Origin of the sequence: Enterococcus sp. DIV0682, assembly GCF_051712685.1 — a bacterium.
Classification (GTDB): domain Bacteria; phylum Bacillota; class Bacilli; order Lactobacillales; family Enterococcaceae; genus Enterococcus; species Enterococcus faecalis.
On the sequence record NZ_JBIOPK010000001.1, the window covers coordinates 222,501 to 242,824 of the forward strand.

A 20,324-nucleotide genomic window follows, 5' to 3' on the forward strand; every position below is an offset into this window, starting at 1 on the left:
TTTAATATAAGAGTTTCGCGGTGTAGCTCAGCTGGCTAGAGCGTCCGGTTCATACCCGGGAGGTCGGGGGTTCGATCCCCTCCGCCGCGATTATACATTTGGAAGAGCCTGGACCTTTAGCTCAGTTGGTTAGAGCAGACGGCTCATAACCGTCCGGTCGTAGGTTCGAGTCCTACAAGGTCCATTGTGACGTTGTTTATAGTTTTATTTTTATCATGGAGGATTACCCAAGTCCGGCTGAAGGGAACGGTCTTGAAAACCGTCAGGCGGGTAAAACCGTGCAAGGGTTCGAATCCCTTATCCTCCTTTCTTAGGAATTAAATTTCCTTAGTCTAATTATCGCGGGGTGGAGCAGTCAGGTAGCTCGTCGGGCTCATAACCCGAAGGTCGTAGGTTCAAATCCTGCCCCCGCAATTGCTTTTGATTTCAAAAGCACATAAAAAGAAAAGTATGGTTTGGTAGTTCAGCTGGTTAGAATGCCTGCCTGTCACGCAGGAGGTCGCGGGTTCGAGTCCCGTCCAGACCGCCATGCGGGTGTAGTTTAGTGGTAAAACCACAGCCTTCCAAGCTGTTGTCGCGAGTTCGATTCTCGTCACCCGCTTTTCTTTTTGGGCCTATAGCTCAGCTGGTTAGAGCGCACGCCTGATAAGCGTGAGGTCGATGGTTCGAGTCCATTTAGGCCCATAATTTTATAAAATGGCCCGTTGGTCAAGCGGTTAAGACACCGCCCTTTCACGGCGGTAACACGGGTTCGAGTCCCGTACGGGTCATAGTTTTGTTACGGAGGATTACCCAAGTCCGGCTGAAGGGAACGGTCTTGAAAACCGTCAGGCGGGTAAAACCGTGCAAGGGTTCGAATCCCTTATCCTCCTTTCTTAGGAATTAAGTTTCCTTAGTCTAATTATCGCGGGGTGGAGCAGTCAGGTAGCTCGTCGGGCTCATAACCCGAAGGTCGTAGGTTCAAATCCTGCCCCCGCAATTGCTTTTATTTTTTAAAGCATACATTTGCATAAAGCAAAAACGAATTGGTTTGGTAGTTCAGCTGGTTAGAATGCCTGCCTGTCACGCAGGAGGTCGCGGGTTCGAGTCCCGTCCAGACCGTTTTTGGCTCGGTAGCTCAGTTGGTAGAGCAATGGATTGAAGCTCCATGTGTCGGCAGTTCGATTCTGTCCCGCGCCATCCAAGAAAAATTTGCGGGTGTAGTTTAGTGGTAAAACCACAGCCTTCCAAGCTGTTGTCGCGAGTTCGATTCTCGTCACCCGCTTTTTTCTTATTTGGGGCCTATAGCTCAGCTGGTTAGAGCGCACGCCTGATAAGCGTGAGGTCGATGGTTCGAGTCCATTTAGGCCCATTTATTTCTTGGGGAAGTACTCAAGTGGCTGAAGAGGCGCCCCTGCTAAGGGTGTAGGTCGGGAAACCGGCGCGAGGGTTCAAATCCCTCCTTCTCCGTTTTTTATTTTTAATGGCCCGTTGGTCAAGCGGTTAAGACACCGCCCTTTCACGGCGGTAACACGGGTTCGAGTCCCGTACGGGTCATAGTGAAGCATACAAACATTGTTTGTATGCTTTTTTTATTTTTATTACAAAAAAATGTCGTTGAAAGCGTTGACATTTGTTGTAAATATGTTATTCTTTGGATGTAGGGATAAGTAAATAGATGGATAGTGATTGTTTAAAGACAAGCTAAACCTAATTTTTTCATGAAGCGACAGATGTGTCGTTCTTTTTGAAGAAATTGGGTTTTTCTTTTTTCAACGAAACACAAAGGAGGTGGGGCATTGATTATTCACAAAATTTTGAACAATAATGTGGTTATTACATTAGATGATGATAAACGAGAGCAAATTGTTATGGGCAAAGGAATTGCTTTTAAGAAACGCATTGGTGATTGGGTTCCTGATGAAAGCATCGATCAAGTTTTTTATTTAGCCAATCAAGAAACATCACTTAAGTTTCAAGAATTGTTAGGAAATATTCCTTTAGAGATGATGAAACTCTCGGATGACATTATTGTTTATGCAAAATCAACGTTGAAAAAGAGTTTGAATGATACCATTTATATTTCTCTGACGGATCATTTGTACACAGCTTTAGAAAGAAAAAAACAAGGAATTGCAATTAAGAATTTATTATTATGGGATATTAAACGTTTTTTTCCTGAAGAGTACGAAGTAGGAGTAAATGCTTTAAAAATGGTACAAAAGCGCGTAGGAATGGAATTGTCAACGGATGAGGCAGGTTTTATCGCATTGCACTTGGTGAATGCGGAGATGGAGGAAGAAGTCGGTAATATTTACGAATTGACAAAGTTGATGCAAGAGATTACAAATATCGTCAAATACTATTTTAAGGTAAGTTTTGATGAAGACTCTGTCTACTTTTATCGATTTAGCACACATTTAAAATTTTTCTGTTATCGCTTATTACACCAACGTGAAGTTGTCGAAAATGATGATGAAGAACTGTATGCGGTAATTAAAAAGAAATATCTCAACGCCTATCGTTGCGTGGAAAAGATCAGCTTGTATTTAAATGAGAACTATGACTATCAAGTTTCAAATGAAGAACGCTTGTACCTAACGATTCACATTGCACGAATTGTACAAACAACGGAACAATAAACGCACCACTTTGGATAGTGACATTCAGTTGGCTAAACCTTCAAATGAAAATAAATTTTTGGAGGAAAAAAAGATGGGAAAATATCATGAACTAGCAGAAAAAATTGTAAAAAATGTCGGTGGGCAAGAGAATATTAATAGTTTGACACATTGTATCACACGTCTTCGCTTCAAATTAAAAGATGAGAGTCAAGCGAATGATGATGTCTTAAAAAATATGGACGGTGTGGTAACTGTTATGAAAAGCGGCGGACAATACCAAGTCGTTATTGGGAACCATGTTCCAGCCGTTTACGAAGAAGTAGTTAGTATTGCAGGCTTGTCAGGAGAACGTGAAGAAGAAGCTTCCAGTGGGAATTTATTTGATCGCTTAATAGATATTTTAAGTGGTTGTTTCCAACCCTTTTTAGGGGCGTTAGCAGCGGCTGGGATGGTCAAAGGGTTAAATGCCTTATTGGTTTTCTTAAAGCTCTATACGGCTACGTCAGGGACTTATACCATGTTAAATGGGATTGGCGATGCAATTTTCTACTTTATGCCAGTTATTTTAGGTTATACAGCAGCTAAAAAATTCCGGTTGCATCCAATGGTAGGGATCGTGATTGGCGCAGCTTTATGTTACCCAACGATTCAAGGAAGTGCATTACAAACGGCCTTTGAAACAACAGCGGGTGCGGGAGCCGCAGCACCGTATAATTTATTCGGTTTACCTGCCTATAATACCTTTATGGGGATCCCTTGGGTCGGTGCGAACTATACAAGTAGTGTCGTACCAATCATCTTCATTATTGCTTTTGCGGCACAAGTTCAAAAAGTGTTTAAACGGATTATTCCAGAAGTTGTTCAAACGTTCTTAGTACCGTTTTTCGTCTTGTTGATTGCCTTACCAATTGGTTTCTTAGTAATTGGGCCAATCGTTAGCATGCTAACAGATTTATTAAGCGCTGGCTTTACAGCATTAATGAGTTTCTCACCAGCTTTGTATGGTTTGATTCTTGGCTTCTTCTGGCAAGTCTTAGTTATTTTTGGTTTACATTGGAGCGTTGTGCCATTAGCCATTATGCAAGTGACACAAGAAGGTTCAAGCCAAGTATTAACGGGATCATTTGCAGCTAGTTTTGCGCAAACAGCGGTTGTTTTAGCGATGTTCTTCAAATTGAAAGATAAAAAGTTAAAAGCTTTGTGTCCGCCAGCAATTATCTCTGGTATTTTTGGTGTAACAGAACCAGCGATTTATGGAATCACTTTGCCGAAAAAATGGCCATTTATTTATTCAATGATTGGTGGCGCTGTCGGTGGTTTATATTTGATGATCAACAATGTGACAGCTTATACAATGGGTGGTTTAGGAATTTTCGGTGTGCTAAACTTTATCAATGGTGATGATGCAAGTGGGATGATCCAGTCCTTTATTGCAATTGCCATTGCAGCGGTCGTTGGTTTTGGTCTAACATTCTTCTTCTGGAAAGACAATACAGTTGAGGAAGAAGAAGTGATTATTGATAAAACAACGATTAAAAAAGAAAATATTACAAGTCCAGTCAAAGGACGAGTGTTATCTTTAAAAAATGCAGAGGATCCTGCTTTTGCAAATGGAGCATTAGGAAATGGGGTCGTGATTGAACCAACGGAAGGCAAAGTGGTTGCACCCTTTGATGGAACGATTGTCACACTATTCCCAACAAAACATGCATTAGGTTTGATTTCAGATAACGGCACAGAATTATTGATTCATATTGGGATTGATACAGTTCAATTAGAAGGCGAAGGCTTTGAAGCTTTTGTAAAACAAGGTGACCGCGTGAAAAAAGGTCAAACATTAGTAACCTTTGATTTAGAAGGAATTAAAAAAGCTGGGTTTAGTACACAAATTCCAATCGTTGTGACGAATACAGCGGATTATTTAGATATTTTGGAAGTCGGCAGTAATGAAGTTTCAACAAGTGATGATTTGCTGACCGCTTTAATATAAAAAGATGTGGAGGAAGAGAATTTATGGCATTTAGAAAAGACTTTTTATGGGGTGGCGCAACAGCAGCCAATCAATGTGAAGGTGGCTATAACGAAGGCGGACGCGGTTTGGCAAACGTCGATTTAGCGCCAACGGGTCCAGATCGTTTTCCAGTAATCACTGGTGAAAAGAAAATGTTTAACTTTGATGAAGAACATTTCTATCCTGCACAAGAGGCAATTGATATGTATCATCGCTATAAAGAAGATATCGCCTTGTTTGGTGAAATGGGTTTTAAAACATACCGTTTATCCATTGCTTGGAGTCGAATTTTTCCAATGGGAGATGAAACAGAGCCGAATGAAGAAGGCTTGAAGTTCTATGAAGACTTGTTCAAAGAATGTCATAAATATGGGATTGAGCCACTAGTAACGATTACACACTTTGACTGCCCAATGCACTTAGTGAAAGAATATGGCGCTTGGCGTAGTCGTAAGTTAGTAGGTTTCTATGAAAATCTTTGCCGTGTAATTTTCAACCGATATAAAGGATTAGTCAAATATTGGTTAACATTTAACGAAATTAATATGATTTTACATGCACCATTTATGGGAGCAGGTCTATACTTTGAAGAAGGCGAAAACAAAGAACAAGTGAAATACCAAGCGGCCCATCATGAACTACTAGCAAGTGCAATTGCGACAAAAATTGCTCATGAGGTAGATCCTGAAAACCAAGTAGGTTGTATGTTAGCGGCTGGTTCCAACTACGCTTATACTTGTAAACCAGAAGATGTTTTCGCTGCTCGACAAGCAGATCGTGAAAATTATTTCTTTATTGATGTCCAATCACGTGGGGAATACCCTGCGTATGCTTTAAAAGAAATGGCCCGTAAAGGTATTCAAATTGAAATGGAAGAAGGCGACGAAGAACTTTTAAAAGAACATACGGTGGACTTCATTTCGTTCTCTTATTATTCTTCTCGTGTCACATCAACAGATCCAGAAATTAATGAGCAAACAGCTGGTAACATCTTTGCCTCTGTGAGAAATCCTTATTTAAAAGCCAGTGAATGGGGTTGGCAAATTGATCCGCTTGGTTTGAGAATTACGATGAATGATTTATATGATCGTTATCAAAAACCACTATTCATTGTTGAAAATGGCTTAGGAGCGGTAGACACACCAGACGAAAATGGTTATGTAGTCGATGATTATCGTATCGATTATTTGGCGGCGCATATTCAAGCGATGAAAGATGCCGTTGAACAAGATGATGTCGACTTGTTAGGCTATACGACTTGGGGCTGTATTGATTTAGTATCAGCTGGAACTGGTGAAATGAAAAAACGCTATGGCTTTATCTATGTGGATCGCGATAACGAAGGAAATGGTACGTTAAAACGAAGCAAGAAGAAATCGTTTGATTGGTACAAAAAAGTAATCGCAACAAATGGTGAAGATTTAAGTAATTAATAAAATTAGCAACTATTAAAGGGCGTTTGACGTTGGTAGAAAAAACAAGGACTCTTCTGCCAGCGTCAATTCCCTTGATGGTTTCTTTGTTATGCCTAAAAACAGAGGGAAAGAGGGATTTTATGGGATTTCCAGAAAATTTTTTATGGGGCGGCGCAACAGCTGCTAACCAATATGAAGGTGGCTACCTTTCAGGAGGCAAAGGTCTGAGTACATTAGATGCAATTACTGGTGGTAGTCAAACAGAACCGCGACGGATTACGTATTTAACTAAAGAGGGCCAAAAAGCTTCGTGTACGCGCGATCAAGCATTACCCGAAGGAGCGATTGGCTATATCGATGAAGAATTATACTATCCTAGTCATGTAGCGACGGACTTTTACCATCATTACGAAGAAGATATCGCCTTATTTGCAGAAATGGGTTTCAAATGTTTTCGGCTGTCTATCGCCTGGAGCCGGATTTGCCCAAATGGAACAAAAGAGATTAATGAAGAAGGCTTAGCCTTTTATGATAAAGTTTTTGATACTTTGCTGCGCCATGGAATTGAGCCTGTTGTGACGATTAACCATTTTGATATTCCGATGTATTTGGCCGATGAATATGATGGTTGGAAAAATCGTGAAGTGATTGATTTCTTTGTTTTCTTTTGCGAAACCATTTTTACACGTTACCAGGATAAAGTGAAGTATTGGATGACTTTTAATGAAATTAATTTTTTAAGAAGTTGGACGCAAATTGGGATTCACAATAATGATAAACAAAGTAAATATCAAGCAGCGCATCATCTATTTGTAGCAAGTGCGAAAGCAGTTGAATTGGGACATTCCATCAATCCAGATTTCCAGATTGGTATGATGGTGGCTTATATCCCGAGTTATCCTTTGTCCTGCAAACCTGAGGACGTGATGGCAGCTGTTCAATTTAACCGAGAGCAAGAATTTTATATGGATGTCCAGGCTAAGGGCTATTATCCAGCGCATAAGCTCAAAGAATTTGAGCGTGAAGGAATGACAATTCAAATGGAGTCAGAGGATTTAGCGATTATTCAAAAAGGAACAGTTGATTATATCGGGTTTAGTTATTATATGTCGACCGTTTCGACTGCTTATCCAGAAGAAGTAAAATATGTCGGAGGCAACCAAATGCCTGCGGTTAAAAATCCTTATTTGCAAGAATCTGAATGGGGCTGGGCTGTCGATCCTTTAGGGTTAAGAATTTCATTGTGTCAGTTGTCAGATCGTTACAATATGCCATTGTTTGTGGTTGAAAACGGGTTTGGCGCGGTAGACACATTGCAAGAGGATGGCTCGATTGTCGACGATTACCGCATTGATTATTTTAAACAACATATTGAAGCCATGAGAACCGCAATAGAAGAAGACGGGGTTAACTTAATTGGTTATACGCCATGGGGTTGTATTGACTTAGTTTCAGCAGGGACTGGCGAAATGAAAAAACGTTACGGCTTTATCTATGTAGATATGGATGACGAAGGTCAGGGAACCTTGAAACGAACTAAGAAAAAATCATTTAATTGGTACAAACAAGTTATCGCTAGTAATGGTGAAAACTTAACAACTGAGTAGAAAATGAGGGGAAATAAAAAATGAAAAAACGATTGACGATTGTGGGGATGCTTTTTCTGGCCATTTTAGTAATGGTTGGTTGTGGTAAAAATCAGCAAGCAACGACAAAAGAAAAAGAGACAAAACCTGAAGAACTAACTCTTTACATTGTGCGCCATGGAAAAACTATGTTAAATACGACGGACCGCGTACAAGGATGGTCAGATGCGGTCTTAACACCAGAAGGTGAAAAAGTTGTGACCGCAACTGGAATTGGCCTGAAAGATGTTGCCTTTCAAAATGCATATAGTAGTGATAGTGGCCGCGCCTTGCAAACTGCTCAACTTATTTTAGATCAAAATAAAGCAGGCAAAGACCTTGAAGTCGTGCGTGACCCAGATTTACGTGAATTTAATTTTGGTAGCTATGAAGGGGATTTAAACAAGACAATGTGGCAGGATATTGCTGATGATCAAGGTGTTTCCTTAGAAGAATTTATGAAAAACATGACCCCTGAATCCTTTGCCAACAGTGTAGCTAAACTGGATCAACAGCGCGAGGAAAGCAAGAATAACTGGCCTGCAGAAGACTATGCTACAATTACCAAACGTTTGAAAAAAGGCTTAGATAAAATTGTTGCCACAGAATCAGCCAATCCCGGGAATGGCAATGTTTTAGTGGTCTCTCATGGCTTGAGTATTTCAGCGTTGTTAGCAACTTTATTTGATGATTTTAAAGTCCCAGAAGGCGGGTTGAAGAATGCTAGTGTTACAACGATTCATTACAAAAATGGCGAGTATACTTTGGATAAAGTCAATGATGTCAGCTACTTAGAAGCAGGCAAAAAAGAATCAAAATAATCTAAGGCGTCGAGAAACAGTCTAGTTAGGAGTTGGTGGAGCAAGAAAAGGGTTGCTCCACCAACTCCTATTGTTTTTTTATTAAAAGTGAAGGCTTACCTCATCACATTTTTAAATAGAAGTGGTTCGAGCTCAAAAACGATTTATCGCATGACTATGCTGACTAGATTTTGGACCGTTTTTATACTAACTGAATAAAAGCATGTTCTGATGGGGTATTTTTACATTTATATTAAGTGAAAATTAGAAATTATTTTTTTAATTAGTGAATCAACTATTAAATAAATAGCATGAAAACATTGTGACATGTATCTGTTAAAAACCAGTCCTTTTTATGACTATTGTTGTTTTAGTTAATGAAATAGGTTGTTATTTATTATCTAAATTGTATAAGGCTGTTACTATGCTTGCTTATATTAGTAATGTGTTCCTATAAAATAGAATAATAGCTATGTCTATTTAAAATAGTGTATGCTACTATTTTTTACAACAGACAAATTTATGAAAGTAAGACTGTTTGTTGAAAAATAATTTATATATTAATGAAAAAGTTTAAGAAAGTGTATTGATGGTTTCAAGTGAAGCGATATAATTAATTTCATTAGAGAGAAGTGGTAGAATGGCGAGAAAGCAATGGTTTATTGTTAAGTCAATGTTACTATCATTCCTTATTTTGGGAGTCCTTTCCTTCATTTTCAAAGAATATATTTTTGAAAATGTTGGTTTATTGAGGGCTTCGTTAGCTCTGATAGTATTTTTCATTGGCGAGTATATCTATTTAGACTATACTTTATCAAATAACAGGGCTTTATTGATCTGTTCGGTGTTGATATTTCTGCTTTCAGCTTCATTGTTATTTTAATAAGGGAAGTGTAGGAAAAATAAATGATGATTTGAGACGGTTATTATCAGCTACTTAGAAGCAGGCGAAAAAGAGACAAAATAATCCCTGGCGTCGAGAAACAGTCTATTTAGGAGTTGGTGGAGCAAGAAAAGGGTTGCTCCACCAACTCCTATTGTTGTGTTCTTTTTTTATTAAAGGTAGAATCAGAAAGAAGAATTTTTTCATTGGGAGGAAATGAGATGAAAAATAGAACAAAATCACGCTGGAAAAAAATTGTCCTAGGACTCGGGCTTTTTTTAGTAATCTTAGTCATCGGCCTGACTATTTTTATTAAAAATAGTACGTATCAAGCGACCGATTCGGCCTTAAAAATAAGTCAAAGTGCCACGCAAGAAAAAAACTATGATTATTACACAAACGGGCAAAAAAATGATACAGCACTGATTTTTTATCCAGGTGCATTGGTTGCGCCCGCTAGTTATAGTGAATGGGCGCAAGAAGTTGCTACGAAAGGTTATGATGTCTATATTGTTCATTTTCCTTTGAATTTAGCGGTTCTTGCACCAAATGCTGCAGAACAAATTATAAAGGATCATCCACAACAAAACTTCGTTTTGGCTGGGCATTCTCTGGGTGGTGTGATGGCTAGTCGTTTTGTAGCGGAAAATGAGCAACGAATCAAAGGCATGATTTATTTAGCCAGCTATCCTGACGAAAAAGGTGCACTAAACAAGCAAAATCTGCCGGTTCTGTCAATAACAGCCACAAACGATGGTGTTTTAAATTGGACTAGCTATCAAAAAGCCAAACAGTTTTTGCCAAAAGATACGCAGTATGTATCTATCGAAGGTGGGAATCATGCAGGGTTTGGTAATTACGGTGTCCAAAAAGGAGACAACAAAGCGACAATTTCTAATGAGCAACAGCAAACAGAAATCAGTCAATTGATTGTAGCATGGCTACAATCACACCCCAATAAATAATCCGATGAGCCGAAATGTTATTTTTTCGGCTCATTTTTACTGCGATAAACAGAGGGGGTTACGCCTGTTTCTTTTTTAAAAGTGGTGGCAAAATATGCTGCGGTTTGGAAGCCAACTTTTTTCGCGATTTGTTGAATCGTAAGGGGTGAATGGAGAAGCAATTCTTGGGCGTGCCTAATTCGGACACTTGTTAAATAAGCTGACGGGGTTTGTTTCGTTTGCTCCTTAAAGGTTCGCTGCAAATGAAAGGGACTACCGTGGCAGGCTTGCGCTAAATAGTCTAAACTTAATGGTTCCGCTGAATGCCGATCAATAAATTGCTTAATTTGAGCAACCCATTCCTCATTAGGAACGACTTGCCCGGTTGGTTGACATCTTTTACATGGACGAAAACCAAGTGTTAAAGCTTCCTGAGCCGTTTTGAAAATCAGAACGTGGTTCTTGTTGGGCACACGGGAAGGGCACGAAGGACGACAAAAAATTTTAGTTGTGGTCACACCATAAAAAAAATCACCATCAAATTGCGTATTATTATTTTGAATGGCTTCCCAACGTTTCTGAGTAAGTCGATACGTTGTTTTCATTGTAAGCACACCTCCCATTTTCTTCATTGTAAAAGAATCCCTAATAAAAACAAGTAAAAAGTGATAGGAGCGCAAGATTTTGAAAGCCAAAAGAATTATAATGAAGATAAGAAAACACGAGAAAGAAGTGTAGAAATATGGCAAAAAAGATTTATTATGCGCAACAAGAATGGCAGAAAGATCACTATTATCTTGGTGTGACAGACGCTGGACTAGCTTTTGTAGGTTCAGCCAATCAATCGATAGAAGAGCTGAAAAACTGGTACCCTCAAGCACAATTAGAAGCTTCTGAAAAGAAAACTGCGCCTTATAAAGAAGCATTAATAAGTTATCTTAACCAACATTCGACAACGTTTGCTTGTCCCATAGACATCGAAGGAACGCCCTTTCAAAAAGAAGTTTGGCAGGCGTTGCAAGAAATCCCTTATGGTGAGACAATGACTTATCAAGAAATTTCAGAAAAAATTGGGCGTCCACGTGCGGTTCGAGCAGTTGGCACAGCGATTGGGAAAAATCCTTTATTAATGGTCATTCCTTGCCATCGAGTCATCGGCAGCAAGGGACAATTAACCGGTTACCGTGGTGGTTTAGCAATGAAACAAGCATTATTAACATTTGAACAGTCTTAAAAGGAGGCGGCGATGAACAACTATCAATGGTATACAGAACAATGGGGAAAACCTACAAGAGAGGATGATTTGCTGTTTTTATTGTTGACGGTGGGTGTTTTTCAAGTTGGTTTAAGTTGGAAAGCAGCAGCAGGGAAAAAAGTAGCATTCATGAAAAATTTTTGCCAAATGAAGCCGGAAAAAGTTGCCGCGCTGTTGCCTGACGAAGTCGATCAAATAGTAGCTGATCCAGATATGATTCGAAATCGGCGCAAAATTGAAGCAACCATTAAAAATGCGCAAGCAATTTTAAAAGTACAAGAAGAATTTGGCAGTTTTGCCAATTATCTATGGCAATTTGTAAAAAACGTCCCCGTTTTATCTATTTATGAAGAAGCATACCAAGTCCCGCGCACACAGCTTTTGTCAGATAACGTAGCAAAAGACTTAAAAAAGAGAGGATTTTCTTTTGTAGGTCCGATTGTCACCAATATGTTTCTGAAAGCTAGCGGGATTATCCAAGTGGAAATTTTAAATCCAGAATAAAGGAGTGTTAGGATGTTTGAAAATGAATCTCTTAGTTTTGAAGAACAAACAATTATTCAAGCAGCAGAGCGTTATGTTCAACAAGAATTAGCCAACGAAGCAAGTGGCCATGATTGGTGGCATATTTATCGAGTGACACAATTAGCAAAAACAATTGCAGAGAAAGAACAAGCAAATTTATTTTTATGTATATTAACAGCATTGTTACATGATATTGGCGATGAAAAATTTAACGAAAGTGAAGAGGCTGGCTTGCTAAAGGTGCAACAATGGTTGGAAGCAAATAACGTATCAACAGGGCAAACGAATCACATCCTTTCCATTATTGCTAATATGTCCTTTAAAGGAGGAAATACTGGGAAAACAGTCACTACATTAGAAGGAAAAGTGGTCCAGGATGCGGATCGACTAGATGCCATCGGCGCAATTGGAATTGCACGGGTGATGGCTTATTCGGGAAATAAAGGCCGTTTAATTCACGATCCTCACAAACAACCTCGTGAACAGTTAACCCAAGAAGAATACCGGAATGGGGAAGATACTGCTATTATGCATTTTTATGAGAAACTTTTAAAGTTAAAGGAACAAATGAATACAAATTATGGTCGCTTATTGGCGGAAAAGCGTCATCAATTTATGGAACTTTATCTGGAGGAATTTTATCAAGAGTGGGATGGACACCGATAAATGAGGGCCAACTAAAACAGTCAGTACATTTCTTTTTGAATTTTAAGAGAACTCTTTTTTACAAATACCTCAGAAGTGGTAAAATGATGGATGAATAAACGGGTGGTTTATCTTAGTTTTACGTTACATATAGGAGGTAATTATGGAGACAAAAAAATCGAGTGGCATGTTTGCAGTTATTGCCGCACTGATTGCGAATATTTTAGTAGCGATTAGTAAATTTGTTGGTTTTGCTTTAAGTGGTAGTACCGCTATGATGAATGAAAGTATCCACAGTGTCGTGGACTGTAGTAATCAGGTGTTATTACTTTTTGGGAATAAGCGCGCTTCTCGTGGACAAAGTGCGTTACATCAATTTGGAGAAGGCCGTGCAAAATACTTTTTTAGTACAATTGTTGCAACGATGCTCTTTTTTGGTGGGGGCGCGTTAGGCGTAATGGAGGCTATTCAGAAGTTACTGCATCCCTCTCATGAAGTAGAAAATGTGGCTATTGTCATTGGTATTTTAATTTTTGGTTTGCTTGTGGAAGGTAGCTCTTTGCGTGTAGCGATGAAAGAAATCAAAGAATTGAATACAGAGAAGTTATCGCTCTTAAAATTTTTGCGAGAAAGTCGTCACAGTGAAATTTTAATTATTTTTACGGAAGACTTTTGTGCGGTTATTGGTTTGTGTTTAGCTTTGGTGGGGACCCTTTTAACGATGGTAACTGGGATTGCTGCATTTGATGCTATCAGTGGTTTACTGATTGGTTTACTATTAATGTGTGCAGCCATTTTCTTAGCGAAAGAATTTTATAGTTTGATTGTAGGCGAAAGTGTGACCGCTACAGATTTAGCAAAAATTAAAACCGCATTTGATCGGGCGGATGTTGAAAAACTAATTGATGTAAAGACCGTTCATTTAGGCCCAACTGAAATTTTAGTAGCGGCAAAAATTGATGTGGTAGAACCAATGGAAGAAGATGCACCTGATGTTGTGAATGCGATTGAACGAGACATTCGCAGTAAAATGCCTGATAAAAAAATCTATATCTATATTGAAGTTGACGATTATGATGTGAATTACGTTCGTAAATAACAAATGAAAGAATAACTTTAAAAAACAATATGGGGGAAGAAACGATGCAAGAGGCAATTATAACAAGTACAGTAGATTTAACCAGTGGTGGTTGCAACGCCTGTGGTTTAGTGGAAGATACCGTCTACACATTAGCAATGAATGGAGTGGACATTCCGTTAGATGGCTTGACTGTTGCTCATCTAGTTTCTGCTGTTGTTGCCAGAAATGGATTTAAACAGGAGCTACAAATGGATATGCTAGATGACGAATATATCCTTTATCGAAAAGAAGACACAGCAGTAACCTTTAAAGAAGCGTACAATCATTTAAGCTACGATAACGGTTCTGAAAAAATCCAATCTAAAAATAAACTGGAAGATTTACCAGAACTTTTTGAACAAGTCAATCAAATCCTAACAACTGTTTTTGGAATTGAAACTGTCAATTTTATTATAGAATAAAGTACAAAATAGAACAGAAATTGGACAATCAATGAGTGAAAGAGATTGTCCAATCTCTGTTTTTTAATGTATAAATAGAAAATAAAGACAAAAAATGATTAAGTTAAGTGAACGCCTTTATCGACATAAATGATGTCACCGACCACACCACTAGCTAGTTCACTGACTAAAAAGGCACAAGTGTTTCCGACTTCTTCAATGGTTACGCCTGTTTTATCTGGTGTCCGCTCATTAGAAATACTAATCAATTGATCGTAGTCTTTTACACCAGTCACAGCCAATGTTTTAATCGCTCCTGCGGAGATTCCGTTGACACGAATTTTATCTGCAGCTAATTCAAAAGCTAAATATTTCACGGCAGTTTCTAAAGAAGCTTTAGCAATCCCCATCATATTGTAGTTAGGAATCGCACGTTCGGAACCTAAATACGTCAATGTGACAATTCCTGAACCAGGATTTAACAAAGGTTTCGCATAATGAGTGACTGCTAAAAGAGAGTAGCTACTAATATCTTGTGCTAATAGGAAACCATCACGAGTGATGTCACTAACGTTTCCAGACAATTCTTCTTTTTTGGCAAAAGCAATCGCATGGACTAGTCCATCGATTGTACCCACTTCATTTTTAATTGTTTCAAAGGCTGCTTGAATGGATGCATCAGAAGCAACATCGCATTCCACCAACAAATCATTTTCATCTGCTAATTTAACCACTTGCTTTTTCATGCGTTCGTTTTGATACGTATAAATAACATTGGCCCCTTGATCTTTTAATGCTTTTGCACAGCCCCAAGCAATACTTTTTTTGTTGGCAACACCCATTACGACGACATTCTTATTTTGTAAAAACATATAAAATCTCCTTTAATAAAAAATTTTTGTTGATAGAATAGGCTTTTCTTCATCAAAATGTAAAAGTTACATTTATTGAGTTGACGAATAAAATTTCAACTGGTATTATCTGTGTGAGAATGATAACAAAATCTTCTCAATTTTCTAATCTTGAAAAAAACAGACATTTTTCCTGATGTCTGAATTATTAACCAAAATACTTTGAAAGTCAAACTATTTTTCTTATTTTTTAAGAAAAAGTGCTGGAAACCGCATGAAATAATAGTTTGATAATCAAAATAAACTCGGAGGTACAGTATGAAAAGAGTGGTCATAACCGGCATGGGAGCCGTAACACCATTAGGCAATACCGTAAAAGAATTTTGGCATAATCTAGTGGATGGCAAGCTAGGAATTGGCAAAATTACTAAATTTGATTCTGAAGATACTGGGGTAGCTTTGGCTGGCGAAGTGAAAGAGTTTGACCCAAGTGCTGTTTTAGAACGCAAAGAGCAAAAAAGAATGGACTTATTTTCTCAATATGGCTTGGTGGCTGCTTTAGAAGCGTGGGAAATGAGTGGTTTAACAGAAGCAACGATTGACCCGACTCGTTTAGGTGTGATTGTCGGTAGTGGAATCGGCGGGATGACTACCTTACAAGACCAAGTACGGGTAATGGATAAAAAAGGCGCAAAACGCGTAACACCATTTTTCGTGCCTATGGTAATTGCTAATATGGCAGCGGGAAATATTTCGATTCGTTTAGGTGCAAAAGGACCTTCTCAAACTATCGTGACTGCTTGTGCTTCTGCGACGAATGCGATTGGTGAAGCTTTTCGCACGATTAAATATGGTTTAGCGGACATGATGGTAACTGGGGGGACAGAAGCTACAGTATGTGAAATTGGGATTGCAGGCTTTGCAGCATTGAATGCTTTAAATACAACAGAAGATGCGACTCGGGCTTCGATTCCTTTTGATAAAGAACGAAAAGGTTTTGTGATGGGTGAAGGCGCAGGAATGCTGGTTTTAGAAGAACTCGAGCATGCACAGAAACGTGGCGCAACTATCTACGGCGAAATTGTTGGATATGGCAGCAACTGTGATGCTAGCCACATGACCGCTCCTTTAAAAGACGGTAGTGGCGCGGCGGCTGCGATGGAAATGGCGATTGCAGAAGCAGGGATTACACCGGAACAAATTGGGTATATCAATGCTCATGGTACGTCAACCCCAGCGAATGATGCTGCGGAAACAACGGCCATCAAGCGTGTCTTTGGTGAGCGAGCATCGCAAATTCCAATTTCAAGTACAAAGAGTATGACTGGACATTTATTGGGCGCGGCTGGCGGTATCGAAGCGATCGCTTGTGTGCAAACATTGCAAGAAGGAAAAGCTCATCCGACAGTAGGCTACCAAGTAGCTGATCCAGATTGTGATTTAGATTATGTCACAGAAGGTGCACGTGACATTACAGCGGACTATACAATTAGTAATTCGTTTGGCTTTGGTGGCCATAATGGTGTAATTTGCTTGAAGAAATGGGAGGAAAACTAGTATGAAAAAAGTAATGACTGCAACAGAAATTATGGAAATGATTCCTAATCGCTATCCGATTTGTTATATTGATTATGTGGATGAAATTATTCCAAATGAAAAGATTATTGCAACAAAAAATGTGACAATTAACGAAGAATTTTTTCAAGGACATTTCCCTGGAAATCCAACAATGCCAGGCGTTTTGATTATTGAAGCATTGGCACAAGTAGGTTCGATTTTAATCTTAAAAATGGATCAATTTGAAGGTGAAACGGCCTATATTGGCGGTATCAACAAGGCCAAATTCCGTCAAAAAGTGGTCCCTGGTGATGTCTTGAAATTACATTTTGAAATCGTCAAATTACGTGACTTTGTCGGCATCGGCAAAGCGACTGCTTACGTGGAAGATAAAAAGGTCTGCGAATGTGAATTGACGTTTATTGTGGGACGATAAGAATCAATCAATTTTGGATACGTTAGTTTCCCTAAGAAAAGGAATAAGTCATATTGGCTTATTCCTTTTTAAATTTATATAAATAACACTAACGCAAAAAAACATGCTATAATCATAAAAAGCTTATGTGAAGGTAGTAAGCTTATGAGTAAAACAATTTACAGGAGGGTTTTTCTTTTGGATATTTTAGTAGAGTTTTCGGGACATAAATTGGCGAATGTGTTAATGAACGCATCAGGCATTCATTGTATGACAATTAAGGAAATGGATGAGTTAGCGGCTTCTCAAGCAGGTGCTTTTGTCGCTAAGACGGCAACACCTAATCCTCGTCAGGGCAATGAGGAACCTCGGTATTTTGATACACCATTAGGAAGTATTAACTCAATGGGCTTGCCTAATTTAGGGATTGATTATTATTTAGATTATCAGATTGCACGTCAAAAGGAATTTCCCGAGGAGTTACGCTTTTTATCTGTATCTGGTATGAATTATGAGGAAAATATCGCTATTTTAAAAAAAGTGCAAGAAAGTGAATACACAGGAGTGACAGAATTTAATTTGTCTTGTCCCAATTTGCCTGGTAAACCGCAAATTGCTTATGATTTTGAATTAACAGAAAAGCTTTTAACAGAAGTTTTCCAATTTTTTACTAAACCATTAGGTGTAAAATTACCCCCATTTTTTGATATTGCACATTTTGACGCAATGGCTGAAATTTTAAATAAATTCCCTTTAGTTTACGTGAATAGTATTAATAGCATCGGTAATGGTTTATATATTGACAGTGACAAGGAAGAAGTGGTCATTAAACCAAAAGGAGGCTTCGGTGGACTGGGCGGCGAATATGTCAAACCAACAGCGTTAGCCAATGTTCGTGCGTTTGCGCAACGTTTGAAACCAGAAATCAAAATTATTGGAACGGGCGGTATTACATGCGGAAAAGATGTTTTTGAGCATCTTTTATGTGGTGCGACATTAGTACAAGTCGGCACACAATTGCATCAAGAAGGTCCACAAGTTTTTGAGCGTCTAGCCAAAGAATTACAAGAAATCATGGCAGCAAAAGGTTATGAAAGTATTGAAGAATTTCGTGGGAAATTGAAAGAGATGTAACAAAAAAGAGGTCGGGACAGAACCGTTTAGCTCCGAGAAATAAGAAGAAATTTCCGGAAATTGCTCTTTAATTTTTGGAGAATTTCGGCTTATTTCCGAAGGAGTTGGTTCTGTTCCCGCCGTTTATCAGTTTTTGAGCGTGGAGCAAAAATCCAAAGTGATTTTTGTCCCACGCTCTTTTTTGTTATTTCACAGCCTTAACATTTTCCATAAAGGCTTCCAAATATTCAGGTTGTGTTAATTGTTGGTTACAGGTGTCGCTATCATGGCAAATGTAATTGCCTTTTTTCGTGTAGGTTCCGTCACCGCCTGATTTGGTGGTAGCTAGGAACATAGACACATTCGTGATTGTTTGACAGATGGAGCAAACACCTTTAACAATGGTGGGTGAAAGGGTGCCGTGGACGCCGATTAATTTATTTTCTCGATAAGCTAAGATAAATTTTTTCTGAGTCCCAGCGTCGTTCCAACCGACATAGGTATTGTTCCGTAAATCCATGTTTTCCCACTCAGGAATCTTTAACTTCTTCACTTTGCGAAAGACTTTCGTGACTTGTGGTGTTGAAGGTTCTTTAAAGGGCAACACGGTTTCTTTTAATTCATCTAAATATTTTTCAGCACGTGCGCGTGTTAAACGACGATCCATCACTTTGTCCAACAAAATCGTAACAGCAGGGTGTTCTTCTGGAAATAACCCATTGATTTTTTCGGCACATAGGGCCTGGACAGTTTTGACAGTCGTAGCATCGTTAACAGACGTATAGGTGTTTAGTAACACAGCGACTTGTTCTTTAATTATGTTAAATTGGTAAGGTTGAATAGTTGGGTTCATGATTTTAAATTCCTTTCAAATAGACCGAGTACATACGCTGAAAGGCAATTTGTCTCACCAACGTATGTTTAGTGACAGACAACCTCATGTGTTTTTGATAAAGATAGCGTTTGACGTATCATATCATCACCCCCTTTAATGATTGATTTTTTCTATGTAAAAAGTGAAAATAATTGATGAAAGCTTGGTAATTCTAACGCAATTCAAGAAAAAAGGCAAGTTAAACTCGTTTTATTTCCCAATTCAATGTCTGGGGAGTGATAAACTTCTAAAAAAGATACGTGATTTCCTAGATTAATCCTAGGTTATTTGCTACAATAATGAAGAATTAACCAGAGAAAAGGAGAAATTACAATGATTGCAGCAAGCGATTTAAAAGCCGGTATGACTTTTGAGCAAGACGGCAAATTAATTAAAGTAATGGAAGCTAGCCACCACAAACCAGGTAAAGGTAACACGGTTATGCGTATGAAATTAAAAGATGTTCGTACGGGTTCAACAACAGATACAACAATGCGCCCAGATGAAAAAGTGAAAAAAGCGCACATCGATACAAAACCGGTTCAATATTTATACAGCCAAGATGATATGGCTATTTTCATGGATTTAGAAACATATGAACAATATGAAGTACCAACTGCTTTAATTGAAGAAGAACTAAAATATTTATTAGAAAATATGGAAGTAAAAATTCAATTTTATGGTGAAGAAGTCATTGGTTTAACTTTACCAACAACGGTAATCTTACGTGTTGCTGAAACACAACCTTCAATCAAAGGCGCAACAGTAACTGGTTCTGGTAAACCCGCTACAATGGAAACAGGATTAGTTGTTAACGTTCCAGATTTTGTTGAAGCAGACGAATTATTAGAAATCAATACTGCGGAAGGTACGTATTTAAAACGTGCTAAATAAGTAGCAGAAAAACAGAAGGCTAGCCTTCTGTTTTTTTTGGTCTATTAATTCTTTTACCTATAAGAAAACCATTGGTGTGATAGGAAATAGCAATCGTTAGAATCGTTGACACTAGAAAATGGGAAATGGTATAGTTTGGTCAACACATGACGAAGGAGGAAATCAACCATGACGAAAAAACAAGCTAGCCTTTTTTTAGAAACGGAAAGCTGTTGTTGTATGGTGCAAAATAGTGCAGCATACTCTTTTGTGATGGGGAAAACCTCCGTTATTTCTGAAAAATTGCCTAACACGATTCCTCTCTGAATCTAGACAACCAGAAATAAACAAAAAAGGTGCTGATGCGATCAGCACCTTTTTGTTTTATGTACATGTATTAGAAGGAGGAATTCG

Annotated in this window: 19 protein-coding genes and 16 tRNA genes; 32 read left to right on the forward strand and 3 right to left on the reverse strand. The window is 38.6% G+C overall.

What is annotated here, in order from left to right:
• Positions 1-16: 16 nt before the first annotated feature.
• From IGK96_RS01115 to IGK96_RS01220, 22 genes are all read left to right on the forward strand, one after another.
• A tRNA-Met gene (locus IGK96_RS01115) sits at positions 17-90 on the forward strand.
• A gap of 20 nt (positions 91-110) precedes the next feature.
• A tRNA-Ile gene (locus tag IGK96_RS01120) sits at positions 111-184 on the forward strand.
• 33 nt (positions 185-217) lie between these two features.
• Positions 218-307 (forward strand) — tRNA-Ser (locus tag IGK96_RS01125).
• Positions 308-340: 33 nt separating this feature from the next.
• A tRNA-Met gene (locus tag IGK96_RS01130) sits at positions 341-414 on the forward strand.
• A gap of 38 nt (positions 415-452) precedes the next feature.
• Positions 453-529: transfer RNA gene (locus tag IGK96_RS01135), tRNA-Asp, on the forward strand.
• Position 530: 1 nt separating this feature from the next.
• Positions 531-601: transfer RNA gene (locus IGK96_RS01140), tRNA-Gly, on the forward strand.
• A gap of 9 nt (positions 602-610) precedes the next feature.
• A tRNA-Ile gene (locus tag IGK96_RS01145) sits at positions 611-684 on the forward strand.
• A 14-nt stretch (positions 685-698) separates the two neighbouring features.
• Positions 699-770: transfer RNA gene (locus IGK96_RS01150), tRNA-Glu, on the forward strand.
• 12 nt (positions 771-782) lie between these two features.
• Positions 783-872: transfer RNA gene (locus IGK96_RS01155), tRNA-Ser, on the forward strand.
• Between the two features lie 33 nt (positions 873-905).
• A tRNA-Met gene (locus IGK96_RS01160) sits at positions 906-979 on the forward strand.
• Between the two features lie 48 nt (positions 980-1,027).
• Positions 1,028-1,101: transfer RNA gene (locus IGK96_RS01165), tRNA-Asp, on the forward strand.
• 5 nt (positions 1,102-1,106) lie between these two features.
• Positions 1,107-1,179, forward strand: a tRNA-Phe gene (locus IGK96_RS01170).
• Positions 1,180-1,193: 14 nt separating this feature from the next.
• Positions 1,194-1,264: transfer RNA gene (locus IGK96_RS01175), tRNA-Gly, on the forward strand.
• Positions 1,265-1,277: 13 nt separating this feature from the next.
• Positions 1,278-1,351, forward strand: a tRNA-Ile gene (locus IGK96_RS01180).
• A 10-nt stretch (positions 1,352-1,361) separates the two neighbouring features.
• Positions 1,362-1,449, forward strand: a tRNA-Ser gene (locus tag IGK96_RS01185).
• 15 nt (positions 1,450-1,464) lie between these two features.
• Positions 1,465-1,536, forward strand: a tRNA-Glu gene (locus IGK96_RS01190).
• Positions 1,537-1,778: 242 nt separating this feature from the next.
• Complete coding sequence (licT, locus tag IGK96_RS01195; RefSeq protein WP_002355181.1) at positions 1,779-2,621, forward strand: BglG family transcription antiterminator LicT; 843 nt, start codon at positions 1,779-1,781, stop codon at positions 2,619-2,621.
• Between the two features lie 73 nt (positions 2,622-2,694).
• Positions 2,695-4,593: a beta-glucoside-specific PTS transporter subunit IIABC gene (locus IGK96_RS01200; RefSeq protein ID WP_002358327.1), complete on the forward strand. Its 1,899-nt coding sequence runs from the start codon at positions 2,695-2,697 to the stop codon at positions 4,591-4,593.
• 23 nt (positions 4,594-4,616) lie between these two features.
• On the forward strand, positions 4,617-6,047 hold the full coding sequence (locus tag IGK96_RS01205) for a 6-phospho-beta-glucosidase (protein WP_438755744.1): 1,431 nt from the start codon (positions 4,617-4,619) through the stop codon (positions 6,045-6,047).
• 122 nt (positions 6,048-6,169) lie between these two features.
• A complete protein-coding gene (locus IGK96_RS01210) occupies positions 6,170-7,636 on the forward strand; it encodes a glycoside hydrolase family 1 protein (RefSeq protein ID WP_010713614.1) in 1,467 nt (488 codons plus the stop codon).
• A 20-nt stretch (positions 7,637-7,656) separates the two neighbouring features.
• Positions 7,657-8,475 (forward strand): histidine phosphatase family protein, encoded by an 819-nt coding sequence (locus IGK96_RS01215; RefSeq protein WP_002419252.1) that lies wholly within the window; start codon positions 7,657-7,659, stop codon positions 8,473-8,475.
• A gap of 1,083 nt (positions 8,476-9,558) precedes the next feature.
• Positions 9,559-10,302: an alpha/beta hydrolase gene (locus IGK96_RS01220; RefSeq protein ID WP_010713613.1), complete on the forward strand. Its 744-nt coding sequence runs from the start codon at positions 9,559-9,561 to the stop codon at positions 10,300-10,302.
• 17 nt (positions 10,303-10,319) lie between these two features.
• On the opposite strand, the gene IGK96_RS01225 is transcribed toward IGK96_RS01220, so the two are convergent.
• A complete protein-coding gene (locus tag IGK96_RS01225) occupies positions 10,320-10,913 on the reverse strand; it encodes a bifunctional transcriptional activator/DNA repair enzyme AdaA (protein WP_016618196.1) in 594 nt (197 codons plus the stop codon).
• A gap of 110 nt (positions 10,914-11,023) precedes the next feature.
• On the opposite strand from IGK96_RS01225, the gene IGK96_RS01230 reads away from it, so the two are divergent.
• The 5 genes from IGK96_RS01230 to IGK96_RS01250 all read left to right on the forward strand — a co-directional run bounded on the left by IGK96_RS01230 (position 11,024) and on the right by IGK96_RS01250 (position 14,248).
• Entirely contained in the window at positions 11,024-11,515 is a 492-nt protein-coding gene (locus tag IGK96_RS01230) for a methylated-DNA--[protein]-cysteine S-methyltransferase (RefSeq protein WP_010713611.1), read from the forward strand.
• Between the two features lie 12 nt (positions 11,516-11,527).
• Positions 11,528-12,040 (forward strand): DNA-3-methyladenine glycosylase I, encoded by a 513-nt coding sequence (locus tag IGK96_RS01235; RefSeq protein WP_002408650.1) that lies wholly within the window; start codon positions 11,528-11,530, stop codon positions 12,038-12,040.
• A 12-nt stretch (positions 12,041-12,052) separates the two neighbouring features.
• Positions 12,053-12,727 (forward strand): HD domain-containing protein, encoded by a 675-nt coding sequence (locus IGK96_RS01240; protein ID WP_010713610.1) that lies wholly within the window; start codon positions 12,053-12,055, stop codon positions 12,725-12,727.
• A gap of 142 nt (positions 12,728-12,869) precedes the next feature.
• Entirely contained in the window at positions 12,870-13,805 is a 936-nt protein-coding gene (locus tag IGK96_RS01245) for a cation diffusion facilitator family transporter (protein WP_071646528.1), read from the forward strand.
• A gap of 29 nt (positions 13,806-13,834) precedes the next feature.
• A complete protein-coding gene (locus IGK96_RS01250; protein WP_002355192.1) occupies positions 13,835-14,248 on the forward strand; it encodes a DUF4809 family protein in 414 nt (137 codons plus the stop codon).
• A 98-nt stretch (positions 14,249-14,346) separates the two neighbouring features.
• On the opposite strand, the gene fabI is transcribed toward IGK96_RS01250, so the two are convergent.
• Positions 14,347-15,099, reverse strand: a complete 753-nt coding sequence (gene fabI / locus IGK96_RS01255; RefSeq protein WP_002358338.1) for an enoyl-ACP reductase FabI — start codon at positions 15,097-15,099, stop codon at positions 14,347-14,349.
• Positions 15,100-15,396: 297 nt separating this feature from the next.
• Here fabI and fabF point away from each other — a divergent pair, with 297 nt between their 5' ends.
• The 3 genes from fabF to IGK96_RS01270 all read left to right on the forward strand — a co-directional run bounded on the left by fabF (position 15,397) and on the right by IGK96_RS01270 (position 18,184).
• On the forward strand, positions 15,397-16,635 hold the full coding sequence (fabF, locus tag IGK96_RS01260) for a beta-ketoacyl-ACP synthase II (protein WP_002358339.1): 1,239 nt from the start codon (positions 15,397-15,399) through the stop codon (positions 16,633-16,635).
• A gap of 1 nt (position 16,636) precedes the next feature.
• Positions 16,637-17,071, forward strand: a complete 435-nt coding sequence (gene fabZ / locus IGK96_RS01265; protein WP_002355197.1) for a 3-hydroxyacyl-ACP dehydratase FabZ — start codon at positions 16,637-16,639, stop codon at positions 17,069-17,071.
• A gap of 144 nt (positions 17,072-17,215) precedes the next feature.
• Complete coding sequence (locus IGK96_RS01270; RefSeq protein ID WP_161975113.1) at positions 17,216-18,184, forward strand: dihydroorotate oxidase; 969 nt, start codon at positions 17,216-17,218, stop codon at positions 18,182-18,184.
• 184 nt (positions 18,185-18,368) lie between these two features.
• On the opposite strand, the gene IGK96_RS01275 is transcribed toward IGK96_RS01270, so the two are convergent.
• Positions 18,369-19,016: a FusB/FusC family EF-G-binding protein gene (locus IGK96_RS01275; RefSeq protein ID WP_002355200.1), complete on the reverse strand. Its 648-nt coding sequence runs from the start codon at positions 19,014-19,016 to the stop codon at positions 18,369-18,371.
• 354 nt (positions 19,017-19,370) lie between these two features.
• Between IGK96_RS01275 and efp the strand changes: the two genes are divergently transcribed.
• Together efp and IGK96_RS01285 are read left to right on the forward strand one after the other, a co-directional pair.
• A complete protein-coding gene (gene efp, locus IGK96_RS01280) occupies positions 19,371-19,931 on the forward strand; it encodes an elongation factor P (RefSeq protein ID WP_002355202.1) in 561 nt (186 codons plus the stop codon).
• 168 nt (positions 19,932-20,099) lie between these two features.
• Positions 20,100-20,237, forward strand: a complete 138-nt coding sequence (locus tag IGK96_RS01285; protein ID WP_002366057.1) for a hypothetical protein — start codon at positions 20,100-20,102, stop codon at positions 20,235-20,237.
• Positions 20,238-20,324 lie beyond the last annotated feature (87 nt).

What these genes read in the sequence shown, in the direction of transcription:
- IGK96_RS01275 (WP_002355200.1), bottom strand. Translation starts at nt 19,016, where the DNA reads ATGAACCCAACTATTCAACCTTACCAATTTAACATAATTAAAGAACAA.
- fabZ (WP_002355197.1), top strand. Translation starts at nt 16,637, where the DNA reads ATGAAAAAAGTAATGACTGCAACAGAAATTATGGAAATGATTCCTAAT.
- IGK96_RS01240 (WP_010713610.1), top strand. Translation starts at nt 12,053, where the DNA reads ATGTTTGAAAATGAATCTCTTAGTTTTGAAGAACAAACAATTATTCAA.
- IGK96_RS01225 (WP_016618196.1), bottom strand. Translation starts at nt 10,913, where the DNA reads ATGAAGAAAATGGGAGGTGTGCTTACAATGAAAACAACGTATCGACTT.
- IGK96_RS01200 (WP_002358327.1), top strand. Translation starts at nt 2,695, where the DNA reads ATGGGAAAATATCATGAACTAGCAGAAAAAATTGTAAAAAATGTCGGT.
- IGK96_RS01215 (WP_002419252.1), top strand. Translation starts at nt 7,657, where the DNA reads ATGAAAAAACGATTGACGATTGTGGGGATGCTTTTTCTGGCCATTTTA.
- IGK96_RS01270 (WP_161975113.1), top strand. Translation starts at nt 17,216, where the DNA reads ATGAGTAAAACAATTTACAGGAGGGTTTTTCTTTTGGATATTTTAGTA.
- efp (WP_002355202.1), top strand. Translation starts at nt 19,371, where the DNA reads ATGATTGCAGCAAGCGATTTAAAAGCCGGTATGACTTTTGAGCAAGAC.
- fabI (WP_002358338.1), bottom strand. Translation starts at nt 15,099, where the DNA reads ATGTTTTTACAAAATAAGAATGTCGTCGTAATGGGTGTTGCCAACAAA.
- fabF (WP_002358339.1), top strand. Translation starts at nt 15,397, where the DNA reads ATGAAAAGAGTGGTCATAACCGGCATGGGAGCCGTAACACCATTAGGC.
- IGK96_RS01285 (WP_002366057.1), top strand. Translation starts at nt 20,100, where the DNA reads ATGACGAAAAAACAAGCTAGCCTTTTTTTAGAAACGGAAAGCTGTTGT.
- IGK96_RS01205 (WP_438755744.1), top strand. Translation starts at nt 4,617, where the DNA reads ATGGCATTTAGAAAAGACTTTTTATGGGGTGGCGCAACAGCAGCCAAT.
- IGK96_RS01245 (WP_071646528.1), top strand. Translation starts at nt 12,870, where the DNA reads ATGGAGACAAAAAAATCGAGTGGCATGTTTGCAGTTATTGCCGCACTG.
- IGK96_RS01235 (WP_002408650.1), top strand. Translation starts at nt 11,528, where the DNA reads ATGAACAACTATCAATGGTATACAGAACAATGGGGAAAACCTACAAGA.
- IGK96_RS01210 (WP_010713614.1), top strand. Translation starts at nt 6,170, where the DNA reads ATGGGATTTCCAGAAAATTTTTTATGGGGCGGCGCAACAGCTGCTAAC.
- IGK96_RS01220 (WP_010713613.1), top strand. Translation starts at nt 9,559, where the DNA reads ATGAAAAATAGAACAAAATCACGCTGGAAAAAAATTGTCCTAGGACTC.
- IGK96_RS01250 (WP_002355192.1), top strand. Translation starts at nt 13,835, where the DNA reads ATGGGGGAAGAAACGATGCAAGAGGCAATTATAACAAGTACAGTAGAT.
- IGK96_RS01230 (WP_010713611.1), top strand. Translation starts at nt 11,024, where the DNA reads ATGGCAAAAAAGATTTATTATGCGCAACAAGAATGGCAGAAAGATCAC.